At 47.0% G+C, this 13,015-nt stretch carries 11 protein-coding genes; 7 read left to right on the top strand and 4 right to left on the bottom strand.

Features of this window, described 5'->3' with window-relative positions; all coding sequences use genetic code 11:
• Positions 1-226 precede the first annotated feature (226 nt).
• Both ABT58_RS01830 and ABT58_RS01835 read left to right on the top strand, forming a co-directional pair.
• Entirely contained in the window at positions 227-1,234 is a 1,008-nt protein-coding gene (locus ABT58_RS01830) for a substrate-binding domain-containing protein (protein WP_047872656.1), read from the top strand.
• Positions 1,235-1,340: 106 nt separating this feature from the next.
• Positions 1,341-1,937 (top strand): HD domain-containing protein, encoded by a 597-nt coding sequence (locus tag ABT58_RS01835; RefSeq protein WP_047872657.1) that lies wholly within the window; start codon positions 1,341-1,343, stop codon positions 1,935-1,937.
• 174 nt (positions 1,938-2,111) lie between these two features.
• Here ABT58_RS01835 and galM read toward each other — a convergent pair whose 3' ends face one another.
• Positions 2,112-3,182, bottom strand: coding sequence for a galactose-1-epimerase (gene galM / locus ABT58_RS01840; RefSeq protein WP_047872658.1), 1,071 nt, complete (start codon positions 3,180-3,182; stop codon positions 2,112-2,114).
• A 386-nt stretch (positions 3,183-3,568) separates the two neighbouring features.
• On the opposite strand from galM, the gene ABT58_RS01845 reads away from it, so the two are divergent.
• The 5 genes from ABT58_RS01845 (at position 3,569) to ABT58_RS01865 (ending at position 11,278) form a co-directional block, all read left to right on the top strand.
• Positions 3,569-6,772 carry an EAL domain-containing protein gene (locus tag ABT58_RS01845; RefSeq protein WP_047872659.1) on the top strand — a complete coding sequence of 1,068 codons (3,204 nt, stop codon included), beginning with the start codon at positions 3,569-3,571 and terminating at the stop codon, positions 6,770-6,772.
• A 191-nt stretch (positions 6,773-6,963) separates the two neighbouring features.
• Positions 6,964-7,296 (top strand): hypothetical protein, encoded by a 333-nt coding sequence (locus ABT58_RS01850; RefSeq protein ID WP_047872660.1) that lies wholly within the window; start codon positions 6,964-6,966, stop codon positions 7,294-7,296.
• 687 nt (positions 7,297-7,983) lie between these two features.
• The gene (gltS, locus tag ABT58_RS01855; RefSeq protein ID WP_047872661.1) at positions 7,984-9,210 is read left to right on the top strand and encodes a sodium/glutamate symporter; all 1,227 of its coding nucleotides are present in this window, start codon (positions 7,984-7,986) and stop codon (positions 9,208-9,210) included.
• Between the two features lie 257 nt (positions 9,211-9,467).
• Positions 9,468-9,704 (top strand): HP1242/YdcH family protein, encoded by a 237-nt coding sequence (locus ABT58_RS01860; RefSeq protein ID WP_047872662.1) that lies wholly within the window; start codon positions 9,468-9,470, stop codon positions 9,702-9,704.
• Between the two features lie 347 nt (positions 9,705-10,051).
• Positions 10,052-11,278 carry an L-lactate MFS transporter gene (locus tag ABT58_RS01865; protein ID WP_047872663.1) on the top strand — a complete coding sequence of 409 codons (1,227 nt, stop codon included), beginning with the start codon at positions 10,052-10,054 and terminating at the stop codon, positions 11,276-11,278.
• Positions 11,279-11,376: 98 nt separating this feature from the next.
• Here the strand turns inward: ABT58_RS01865 and def are convergent, their stop codons facing one another.
• Genes def through ABT58_RS01880 form a run of 3 tightly spaced genes read right to left on the bottom strand, consistent with a single transcriptional unit; the run spans position 11,377 to position 12,998 of the window.
• Entirely contained in the window at positions 11,377-11,880 is a 504-nt protein-coding gene (gene def / locus ABT58_RS01870) for a peptide deformylase (protein WP_047872664.1), read from the bottom strand.
• A gap of 34 nt (positions 11,881-11,914) precedes the next feature.
• Positions 11,915-12,388 (bottom strand): RDD family protein, encoded by a 474-nt coding sequence (locus ABT58_RS01875; protein ID WP_047872665.1) that lies wholly within the window; start codon positions 12,386-12,388, stop codon positions 11,915-11,917.
• A gap of 10 nt (positions 12,389-12,398) precedes the next feature.
• Positions 12,399-12,998: a class I SAM-dependent methyltransferase gene (locus tag ABT58_RS01880; RefSeq protein ID WP_047872687.1), complete on the bottom strand. Its 600-nt coding sequence runs from the start codon at positions 12,996-12,998 to the stop codon at positions 12,399-12,401.
• Between the last annotated feature and the right edge of the window lie 17 nt (positions 12,999-13,015).

The following is a 13,015-nucleotide window of genomic DNA, read 5'->3' on the forward strand; positions in this document are numbered from 1 at the left end:
CTGTGAACAGAGTGAACGTGCGTGTGATAACGGTTACATATCGCTTACTTACTGATTTTAAACGATCAATATCCCATTACATGAAAAGGCTGTGTAAGTCGATTGCACTGTTTTCACAGACGCGGTTTAATAGCCCCATTGGCCGGTGAATGTCCTATTCATCCGGTCACCCATTTCAAATTTCAAGACAAGTGCCATAAATCCGTGTCGATAACAAGGAGCCTTCATGGCGACCATTAAAGATGTGGCGAAAGCCGCTGGCGTTTCTGTTGCCACCGTCTCTCGTGTGATTAACCAATCCCCGAAAGCCAGTCAGGCATCCATTGCCGCTGTCACCGCAGCAATGAGCGCGCTGGGTTATCGTCCCAATGCCAATGCACGCGCACTGGTGAGCCAATCCACCAATACGGTCGGCGTGGTGGTGGGTGATGTCTCAGACCCTTTTTTCGGTGTGATGCTAAAAGCCATTGACCACGTGGTACGCCAACAGGGCAAACAACTGCTGATTGGTAACGGCTACCATGATGCACAAACCGAACGTGAAGCCATTGAACTGCTGATCAACAGTCGCTGTGACTCCTTAATCATTCACAGCAAGGGCTTATCCAACGATGAGTTGATCCGCTACGCTGAAGAAGTGCCGGGCCTTGTTGTGATCAACCGCTATATTCCCGAAATCGCCACCCGCTGCATTGCGTTAGACAACTACAAAGGGGCGTATCTGGCCACAGAACATTTGATCAAACACGGCCACCAGCATATTGGTTATATTTGCTCTAACCACGATATCGAAGATACTGAACAACGTAAGGCCGGTTATCTGGCCGCACTGGCTGAGCATGGCCTTCCTCATAATGACAGTTACATAGAGTACGGCACGCCGGATGAACAAGGGGGCGAGTCAGCCATGATCGCCCTGCTCTCGAAGCAACTGCCGATCACGGCGATTGCAACTTATAACGACTACATGGCGGCGGGCAGCCTATCGGTATTGGAAGATAATCATATTCAGGTGCCAGAAACCTTATCCCTGATAGGCTTCGATGATGGCTTGATTGCGAAATATCTCCACCCGAAATTAACCACGATTCGCTACCCGATCCACATCATGGCAGAACAAGCCGCGATGCTATCGTTAAAGCTGGCGCAGAAAGATGCCGGGGAAGCGACCGTACGCATGTTCGTTCCCACCCTGGTAAAACGCCATTCTGTTGGCCGTGCCACAGGCGAATAATGCTTACGCATTGATATAAAAAAGATAGCTTGAACAATAACAACAACGAGAACAACAAAAAGGGGAACGCTCACCGCAGGCAGCGCTCCCAAACACAGAGGATGTTATGCAAAACCTTCCAGAACAATTGGCGTTTATCCTAGAGCTGGATCGCCTGAAAGCCGTTTACCGCCAGACCACGGTGAAAGCCGACAACAACCGTCAGGAAAACAGTGCCGAACACAGCTGGCACATCGCCCTGATGGCTAACGTACTGAGTGAATACACTGAAGAGCCGGTAGATGTAAACCGCTCGGTCATGATGCTATTGATCCACGATATTGTGGAAATTGATGCCGGTGACACATTTGCCTTTGCCGCGCAGCAAGAGTTAGATGGTCAGGAAGACAAAGAAATTGAGGCGGCAAATCGCCTGTTTGGCTTATTACCGACGGCTCAGTTTGAGCAAATGAAAGCACTGTGGTTGGAGTTCGAACAAGCGCAAACTGCCGATGCCCGCTTTGCAAAAGGCATGGATCGCATTCTGCCGTTGCTACAAAACATGGCGAACGGTGGCGGTAGCTGGGTACGTCACGGTGTCACAAAGTCACAAGTACTAAAACGTAACGAATACCTGCAGCAAGTCACGCCAAAACTGTGGCAATACGCCTGCCAGCAGATTGATCTGGCCGTGGCGAACGGTTGGTTAAAAGACGCTTGTTAAAAGACGCTTAATCGCCTTCTGTTTGCTCTTTATCGACAAACAAAGAGAAAGCGCTCATACAAAGTAATACACAAAGCGCCGCAAGACACAAAGAGTCACAATACACAAAGAGCCACATGACGTGGCTCTTTTGCTTTTTATGTCTGCTTTTTTCGACGAAAGCACAGTTAACACTTAAGCAAGCGTAAACTGATAAGTCGTATTGTGCTGGTAACGTTCACCCGTTCGAAGAATCGCTTGATGCGGCCACTCTGGATGGTTAGGGGCATCAGGTAAGTATTCCGTTTCTAAACAGAAGCCTTGGTATGCTTGATATGTGCCACTACGCGATGGATTACCGCCCAAATAGTTACCCGTGTAGAGCTGCACTGCCGGCTTGGTGGTCATCACCGCCATGGTAATACGCTGATCCGGCGACACGGCTTGCATCGCCACGGTTTGACCATCGGTCACAGACGGTGATAACACAAACGCATGATCATAGCCTTTAGCCAGTTGTTGCTCGTCGTCTTTCAGAAAATCCTGACCAATGGTTTTTGGCGTTTGGAAATCAAACCCAGTCCCCGTTACCGCTTTCCACTCCCCCAACGGAATACCGACCGCATTCGTCGGTACAAACGCATCTGCAGTAATCGTCAATGTGTGTGACAAGCAGTCACTGCCCTGCTCTGCACCGGCCAAATTGAAGTACGCATGATTCGTGAAATTCACCGGACAGGCTTTATCACACGTCGCATCATAATGAATGGTCAACGCATTATCGTCCGTCAGTGTAAATGTCACCGTTGCAGAAAGTTGCCCCGGGAAGCCCTGATCGCCATCTTCAGAATGCAGAGCAAACACCACATGCGAATCACTTAGTTCGTCTACCAGCCAACGGCGCTGATGGAAACCGGCTGGCCCACCATGAAGGGTATTCCCCGCCTGATTCACAGCGACCTGATACGCGGTGCCATCAATAGTGAATTGCCCGTTCGCCAGACGGTTAGCATAACGCCCGACTGTGGCCCCCATATAGGCAGACTGCTGTTGAAAATCGGCTAAGGTGGCACAGCCCAACACCACTTCACGGTGCTCATCATCTACAGGCAGCGTACAGCTGATCCACGTGGCACCGATATCCATCAATGTCGCGGTCATGCCGGCTTGGTTCGTCAAGGTATAAAGTTGTGCCGGTTGACCGTCTGCCGCCAAATCGCGGCGCATACTGTCATACAATCCCGCAAGGTGTTGTGGGTACGTCATTATCAATAGCCTTCTGTGCAAGTCATTCAAAATGAAAACGTTTAGACGACCGACTGAATAAATTGTCAGGACGTCCTTATGATTGTGTCACGCAGTGTATCAATGACAGCCGGCTACATTCTGTGATCATTAACACAAGAGTGTAAACGTTTACACGTCAATATGCATGCAGCATTTGTCAATCGCCATTTTCATTGAACGCCACAGGTATTACCAAAAAGTATGAGGGCATTCCATTTTATCCATGAAACTCGCTTTCACCGCTAAATAAAAGCCTGATTGAGCACTCGAATCCTCAATTTATACCTATTAGGTAGAAATTAATATGCAACGAGAAGCATCAAAACACTATACTTAGCTTGTTTTGGGGATTTCATGGACGATGTATGAAAAGAGCACTTATTCGCTTTTTTATCTTGTTGATTTCACTGCTTTCTGCAACGTTAGCAGGCAGTTACTATATCTATAATGAAGATGCACAACAGTTAAAGCGAAGTATCCAAGAACGCGAGTTAAGTCGCCACCAATCCTCGTTACACATCACCCAACTGCAATTTGATCCCATCTTAAATGGTATTCACTACTTAACGTATAAAGTGAAAGAACTGGCCCGCAGTCCAATCAGTGACGCCGAGCGCAAAGCCAGTTTAGAAGCCACCTTTACCCAAGTCGCCACTGCACGTGCGAACTACCAAGAAATTCGCCTGATTAACCAAGACGGTGATGATGTGATTCATGTTTATAATCCATCGACCACCACTGCGTATGCCAATCCTCTCGCACCGGCGGTGCCAGATAATGCCCAAAACAATATCAAAGAGGCGACGACTGACACCGATAAGCACCTAAGACCCTTTGTACAACATGCACTTAACAGTACCCCAGACAGAATCTATACGTCCCAATTCGACTTATATCAAAATGATGAATTCAATGCGCCCATTCCTGTACTGCGTTTTATCAGCCATTTCACCATCAACGATAAAAGCTGGCTGTTGACCGTCAATTACCGTGGACAGGATTACCTGAACCAACTCATCGACTTGTATAAAACAGACAAACAAAGCGACAACGCGCACCCTATTGATACATGGTTAATCAATAATGAAGGACAGTGGTTACTGGGGCCAGATAAACAAAACCAACCGACTTTCATGCCGACAGAACATGACCCCGGCATTGCCGAATTCAATGATGGGTATGCCATGCTGTGGGCTGACATTCGAAAAAAGAACAGCGGTCAAATACTGATCGACGATTATCTCTATACCTACACCCGCTTTTTCTCTGAACCCACACACAGCTCTCCCCAGCAGTTAACCCTGCCTTTTCAGGGCGCAGATCTGCCGTGGACGCTTATCACACGGGTCAATATGCACAACGCCATTATTGATCAGGCTTATTCACAGCAGCGAATGTATAAGTTCCTGATTTTCACTGTATTGGTCATGACATTAGTGGCCGGTGCTGGCGTTTTTGCCTGGCATTTATACCAAGCACTGAAAACACAAAAAAAGCTCTATACCAAAGTGAATGACAGTGCGCTTAAGTATGCCACCGTATTGCAGCATGCACCGGATGGTTTACTGACCATGGATAAGCATCGCCGCATTCTGACGATTAACGATGCCGCGAAACACATTTTATCGTGTGATGATGACACGGAGCATTTACCTAAGCCCATGGAGCAATTGATCAAAAACCCCCAGATCCGCAAGCAACTCAATGCACTGGTGGCGCAATTTTGTACGTTTCACAATACCAATGGTGATGTCATTAAATGTCAGTTACATATTCATACCTTCAAAACTCACCATATTGAAGTCATCGCCACCAGCACGTCGTACAGTTCCAGCAGCGAAATCCTGCTGAACCTGCGGGATGTGACAGACTGGATAGAGCGTGAAGAAAAACTCAAGAGTATGTCGTGGGCACTGGAGCAAAGTCAGGATGCTATTTTGATCACCGACAACAAGGGGATCGTGGAATACGTGAACCCGTCTTTTGAACGCTACAACAAAGTCATGGCGGATAGTGTGATTGGCACACAATCCACCGCCTTATTGAAAAAAAGCCTGCCCAGTGCCAAAGAGCTCCGTTCTGTACAACAGCAGTTGCGTCAGGGCAAAGTGATCCAGCGTGTTATCGCCCATCGCACACCGGACAGTACGGTCTGGTATGAAGAAAAAACCATTTCACCCATCGTGAACCATGAAGGCGTGATCAGTCACTACATCTCTACCGGAAAAGACATTACCGAACGTGTGCTGTCAGAAAATCACCTTCACAGAGTCGCACACTACGATTACCTGACAGAATTGCCTAATCGCATGCTGTTGCAGTCGCATCTTGAGCAGGCCATTGAGGCCTATACCAAACACCATCAGCAAATTGCACTACTGATGTTGGATATTGACCACTTTAAACAGATCAATGATTCCTTAGGGCACGAAACCGGTGATCTGGTTTTACAAGCTATCGCGAAACGCCTGCAAGATACCTTACGAGAACATGACTTCCTCGCTCGCTTAGGGGGGAATGAATTTGCCATATTAGTGACCAATGCCGTCACGCACGACAAAATCGGCGCCCTCGCCCATCGTTTATTAGGTGTATTAAGTACACCGCTGACCATCAATAACAGCGAGTTATACCTCACTGCCAGTTTAGGGATCGGCCTGCTACCGGATGATACCGATGAAGTCGAACACCTGAGCAAAAATACCGAGATTGCGCTGTATCAAGCCAAAGCCGAAGGGCGTAATCGATTCTGCTTTTATACGCGGGAAATGGGACTGGAAACGGCGAAACAAGTCAATCTCGAATCCTCCTTACGCCAGAGCTTAGGCTCGGCCCGTTATGAGTTGTATTACCAACCGAAAGTCGATGCGACGACACACCATATTTGTGGGGTGGAAGCCTTATTACGCTGGCATAATGATAAAGGGGAAATCCAGTCCCCGATGGATGTCATCCCGATCTTAGAGCGCTCCGGCCTAATCATTGAGGCGGGTGAACACATGATCCATCAAGCTTGTGAGCAATTAGCCCAATGGCAACGCAAGGGGCTGTACCTTAATTTTGCTCTCAATATATCAGCCCGCCAGTTACTCAATTCCAACCTGGTGGAGACGGTCCAGCGTGCCATCTTGCAATCTGGCTGTAATCCCTCTTATTTAGAACTGGAAATCACCGAAAGCGTCATCATGACCGATGTGAAAACGGCGCTGGATAAACTGATCAAATTGGAAGCGCTCGGCGTTAGAATCGCCATTGATGATTTTGGCACCGGCTACTCTTCCCTCGCCTATCTCAGTCGCTTCCCCACGCACATTTTGAAAATCGATCGGGAATTTGTAAAAGATTTACCCTGGAATAAAGACAATATCGCCATCACCCGCTCTGTGGTCGAGCTGGCCCATAACCTGAACATGCGTGTAGTGGCAGAGGGGGTGGAATATGATTCACAAGAGGCCTTCTTATCCCAAATTGGAGTAGAAGAATTTCAGGGCTATTTGTTTGGTAAACCCGTCCCCATTCCACTCTTTGAGAAACTCTATTTGAATGTCAGCCCAGAAGCGGTGTTTTGAGCATGAAGGACACGGACTGAAAACACCCTTTAACCGCTGTTTAGGTCGGGAATACGTGGATAAGGCACCAAGCAGAGATGCATCACACCGACACTTGGGTATATAATTTATATTCAAGCTACCTCAAGATGCAGGATTCAGAGTGAGGTAACTTGGGTATATACCAGTTCATATGTGTAAACAGGAATCTTATGAGTTTTAGTGAACACTTAGACAACTTCATTAAACAGCGTGAGCAGCAAGGCCAAGCACCGGGGCAATCTTATAAACGTAAACACGTTATCCAAGACCCGACGAACCAGAGCCTTGCCCGTGAAGCGCTTGCCAAAGCGCAGGAAGAAGCGTCATTGCAGGCCACCGTTGAAACGAAGCTGCCTCATTACCGTATTAATGGCCGTTGCGTAACCGATAACGAAGCGCATGCGTTACACCAACTGGAAACGGCATCAGCACCGGCTAACCCTGAACGCATTGCTTATATTGAACAGTTGCGTAAATCCCTAAAATTGAAAAAGCGCAGTTAAGGCTGCGCCCATTCACGCACAACGCAATACCCTTCCCTCTCAACGTACATAACCCTTCTCGCTTTCTTTAAGATATTGGTTATTTTCACGACGTTTCTCATCTGATAAAAATCATCCCCCGCAAAGTTATCGCATATTCCCGAAAAATTTGCGTAAATAACCATTTAAAACGTCGTTTTATTGTTGATATCACAGATTTAATTACCGTATAGGAAGAAAATTCTTATTTATTAAACAAGAATTTTTAAAAAATATCGTTTATTTTTCAACCACAACTTCACTATTTGAGAAACACCTGTAAGCTGAACAAAAATCAACCGATTCAGAATTAGACGTAACATCTCAATTACAAGCAGTATTCTCACCCGTATTCTGCTAAGTGCGTATTCCATTTATGGAAATCATAAATAGCCTACTGATTTACTTTGCCTGAACACCCAAAATCCCTCCCTGCCTTCTCATGCTGCTTCATTAACAATCGTCGAGCATGAATTCAAGGTTTAGATCATACTAACAACCTTGATTAACCAAATATTTTCACTTTGGAGAAAATCACCCACAAAACACTACGAATAAAACATATTTGCATCGTAACGCCTACACTATTAGTGGATAAATGGCAATATAGGCAGTCGCCTTTTTAGGGAGTAAACTTGCCTTCTAAAAAAACAATGAAAAGACATAATCATGAACTCTATAATACAAGTAAGCGAACTAGATTCGTTTCTCATTGCGATTATTGTGCTTTTTCTTGGCTACTTCATTAATAGCAAAGTTAAGGTATTCCGGAAGTACAACATTCCTGAGCCTATTGTTGGTGGTTTAGTTGTTGCTATCGTTATTACGATCATGCATACACAAGGATATGACATCACTTTCCAGCTCAGCCTGAAAGACACATTAATGCAGATGTTTTTCGCCACTGTTGGCCTTGCCGCTAGTTTCAAACTTTTGGCCAAAGGTGGTTCTCGCGTCTTCTTATTTTTAGGCGTCGCGACGCTGTTCATCGTGATCCAAAATGCCGTTGGCGTCAGCATGAGCAAACTGCTGGGCTTGGATCCCCTGCTTGGCCTGATGGTGGGTTCTATTACCCTCTCTGGTGGTCACGGAACCGGTGCAGCATGGTCACAAACGTTTGCCGACAACTACGGCCTGCATACGCTTGAACTGTCGATGGCTGCAGCAACCTTTGGCCTGGTTATGGGCGGTATCATTGGTGGCCCAGTCGCACAGCGTTTGATCGACAAATTTAATCTGAGATCAGATTTCGGTGGACCTGGTGCCAATCACCACATCGATCACCCTGATCTGGTGACATACAGCGAATTTGAAGAAGATCGTATTACGTCGAAAAATACCATCGAGACCCTGTTCATTCTTTTGATCTGTGTAGCAGGTGCAGCACACGTCAAAGAAATCATCGACAGTTTCGGTATTAGCTGGCTACGCATTCCTGATTTTGTGTACTCACTGTTTATCGGTGTCTTCATCACCAACGTGTGTGAATCCACCAAGGTATACAAGATCAACCATGAAACCGTGGATGCATTGGGTACGATTTCCCTGTCACTGTTCCTGGCGATGGCGCTAATGAGCCTTCAGTTATGGGAACTACTAGGACTTGCCCTGCCTATGTTGGCTATCTTGGCGGTACAAACTGTGGTGTTGGCTATCTTTGCCTACTTTGTGACGTTCCGTCTGATGGGGAAGAACTATGACGCAGCAGTCATTGCTGGCGGTCACTGTGGCTTTGGTATGGGTGCAACCCCGACAGCCGTGATGAACATGGGCTCATTGGTATCGCGCAATGGTCCGTCACCACAAGCCTTCATGGTGGTGCCAATTGTCGGCGCGTTCTTTATCGATGTGGCGAACCTCATCGTGCTGCAAGCGTACATCAGCTTCTTGCACTAATCGATTTTGCACTGATACTTTTGCATCTTGCATACACAAAGGCCAAGTCTTCGACTTGGCCTTTTCTGTTTTTGCATTCTGCATCTATGATTACTAGATAACGATAAAAAACGATCACAACACAATCATCACAACACGTTGAGGGCGCCATCTGTCTTTGGTTTCACCGTTGTTATGCCTTGGCATACGACACTGAGACCTTTATTCGCAGCCGTGCTAAGCGGTACATTCAAAGACGAACCGACGGAGTATTCACAATGCTAGGTGAGAATCACGCACTCTTCATCGAATTCCCGGAATTACAAGATAAGATCAAGGAGTTGAAAAACAGCGATGAACACTTTAAGCAAATGTCTGACCGCTATCACCACCTTGACCATAAAATACGTGGCCTTGAATGTAACAACATCCCTACCGACGACACCCACTTCACCCAACTGAAACTCGAGCGTCTGCAACTGAAAGACAAACTCTACAGCCTCTTATCCAATTAACGTGGTATTTAGCCTCATCATCACGTTTTTATCGCTTCAGCCTTGTTTCAAGGCTGAAGCCACACTTCGTTACAGATTTCTCTCCTGACTAGAAGTACACCACCTATTCACTAACATGCTGAATTATCAACAAAGAAAATGTGAAAATGTTATGAACAACTCAAGAACGCAGAGTCGCAATTGTAACGATGTGTTTCAAGTGGTTTCCTAATAAAAAATAGTTGTTAGAATCCGCGCACCTTTAGCAGCAATACAACTTTTGTTGATAAAGACAAAAAATTTTAGAGTAGGCGCAGCAAACAGAATAAACGTCTTTTGCTGCTATCGTCGTGGTGACTGAGAACAACATGAAAAAATTCGATAAAGCTATGCAGATCCTGTTCGCAGGTTTCTGTATCAACCTGTGTATGGGTATCTTGTACGCATGGAGTGTATTCAAACAAGCACTAGTGGTTGACCTGGGTTGGTCAAACGCTGATGCATCTATGCCATATACCGTTGCTGTAATTACGTTCGCAGCTTCTCTGCTTGTTGCAGGTGTACTACAAGACCGCATGGGTCCACGCCGTATCCTTATCCTGGGTACTGTGATGGTTGGCCTGGGCATGATCATTTCTAGCTTTGCGACGTCTCCACTGCTACTTATCGTTACATTCGGCCTACTAACAGGTTGTGGTATCGGTTTCGGTTACGCGTGTCTTGCGCCGTCTGCAATGAAGTGGTTCCACCCTTCTAAGAAAGGTATGGTTAACGGCCTTATCGCAGCAGGTTTCGGTCTTGCAGCGGTTTACCTTGCACCACTGACTTCTATGCTGATCAGCACTTACGGTATCAACACCAGCTTCCTGATCCTAGGTGGTGCAGTATTGGTAATTGCCGTTCCACTAGCATGTACTATCAACAACCCACCAGCAGACTACACACCAGTTGCGCCAGCGAGCGCGGCAGGCAAGCCAGCGTCTAAGCCTGTTGACATCAACTGGCGTGCAATGGTTAAAACACCACAGTTCTACTCTCTGTGGGTAATGTTTGCACTTGCTTCATCTGCTGGCCTAATGGTTATCGGTAACATCACGTCTATCGCTGCACAGCAGGCGAACATCACTCAGGCGGCTTACCTGGTTGTTATCCTGTCTATCTTCAACTCTGGTGGCCGTGTGGCTGCGGGTATGTTGTCTGATAAGATCGGTGGTGTGAAAACCCTGATGATCGCCTTCATCATGCAGGGCATCAACATGGCGCTATTCGCTACCTTCACATCAGACTTCACGCTGATGATCGGTGCGGCACTGGCGGGTGTGGGTTACGGTACGCTTCTAGCAGTATTCCCTTCAATCACTGCTGACTACTACGGCCTGAAAAACTACGGCGCGAACTACGGCGTACTGTACACAGCTTGGGGTGTGAGTGGCTTCATCGGCCCTGTGGTTGCAGCTGTGGCGGTTGATACAACCGGTACTTACACACTGGCTTACACCATCTGTGCGGCAATGATGGCAGTGGCAGTATTCCTGTCGTTCATCACTAAGCCTGTGGATGCAGAAGCGCTAGAGAAGAAACTGGCTAACGCTTAATCTCTCTGCGTCTCCTCACCACGGTGAGGGTCAAGGTAAAAAAAAAGCACAGCGTAGGCTGTGCTTTTTTGTATCTGCGTATTCGGTTTTCACCGTAATTATGCCATTGCCTTCAGGTGTTTTTTTACCTTCTTGGCGGCCATTTGACGCTTCAATGGCGACAAGTAATCAATGAACAAATTGCCTTGTAGGTGGTCGATTTCATGCTGCATCGCAATCGCCAAGAAATCATCGCTTTCAATCGTGATAGGGTTTCCTTCACGATCTAGCGCTTCCACAACCACAGACGTGTAACGCTCAACATCTGCGTAGTACTCAGGTACAGAGAGACAACCTTCCTGCCCCATTTCCTTACCGTCGCCGCTAACGATTTCCGGGTTAATCAGTACCAATGGCTGATTGCGCTCTTCAGACAAATCAATCACCACAACCGCTTCTTTACGCCCTACCTGAATCGATGCCAAACCGATACCATTACCTGTGGTGTACATGGTTTCTAGCATGTCATCAATCAAAGGCTGCACGGCTGCAATGTCCGTTACCTTTTCTGCTTTCTCTTTTAGACGTGGATCAGGAATTGTCAGAATGTCTAAAACCGCCATAAACTTTTACTCTCTGTTTGTTAATGCGTGAGACTTACCGCTTTACCACGCGGGTATTGGCATACAAATCATGCCACGCGGTTTTCTCTTTACTGTAGCCCGCCCATAAATACCCCAAATACAGCGGGATTGCACCTACGATTTTCATCACGGCACGTTTTAATGCTTGCAAAGGGGATATCCGGCCACCATATTGGTGTTCGACTTTAATGCCAAGTAACCACTTTCCATGTGTTCCTTGTAGCGGAGTACATTCCATCCCTGCGCTGTATAACACCCAAATCACAAACAGCATGTCACGACGCATATTACGCTCACTGAGAAACATCACACGCTCAGCCTCACTGTTCTGGCCATCCAAATACGCCATCATGCTGACATAAAAATCTTGAAAGTAAGGCGAAACCGTCACAACGATTATGAAGATGGGGATAAGATCCAATAAATACGCGGCCAATCGATGCCAGAAGCCAACACTTTCCCTACCATCACGTATGTCCATATTCATAAATCGCACACTATCCTTTTTCAATGATCATATAGGTATGTAATTCGGGGTACTGATCAAACTCCACATGGCGGATCACACACCCCATCTCCATAAACAACCGCAAGAAACCTTGTGTACCCAGCGACGAGTAATACACCTCCGGCCCCATGAAGTTATCAACATGTGCCCCCGCTTCTTCCACACCGCCGAACGAGAAAATAAAGACCCCGCCAGGGTTCAAACTTGCGACGATTTTCTCCATCACCGGCACTTGTTGGTCCAACGGAATATGCCAGATGCTATCCCACGCCGTAATGAAGTCGTATGTGTCTGTCAGTGGATAGGTGCAGATATCGGCTTGCGTGAAAGCAACACTGGGATGACGCGCCTGCGCCAGAGACAACATGTTGGCAGAGACATCCAAACCAGACACCGTAAAACCCGCCTGTTGTAAAAGATCGATAAAGCGCCCCGTGGGACCACAACCAATATCCAGCGCGTTGCCTGGCGGCTTCACAAACTGCAGGGCTTTTTCATGCTGTGCGATGCCATTGCGGCGATCGAAACACGCATCATCCCATAAATGGGTGATCTGATCGTAAGCGTGACCAATCTCGTCTGGTGTCATGTGGGGAGTCATCTTAG

The sequence above is a fragment of the Photobacterium aphoticum genome (assembly GCF_001029435.1).
In the GTDB taxonomy this organism is placed as follows: Bacteria; Pseudomonadota; Gammaproteobacteria; order Enterobacterales; family Vibrionaceae; genus Photobacterium; species Photobacterium aphoticum.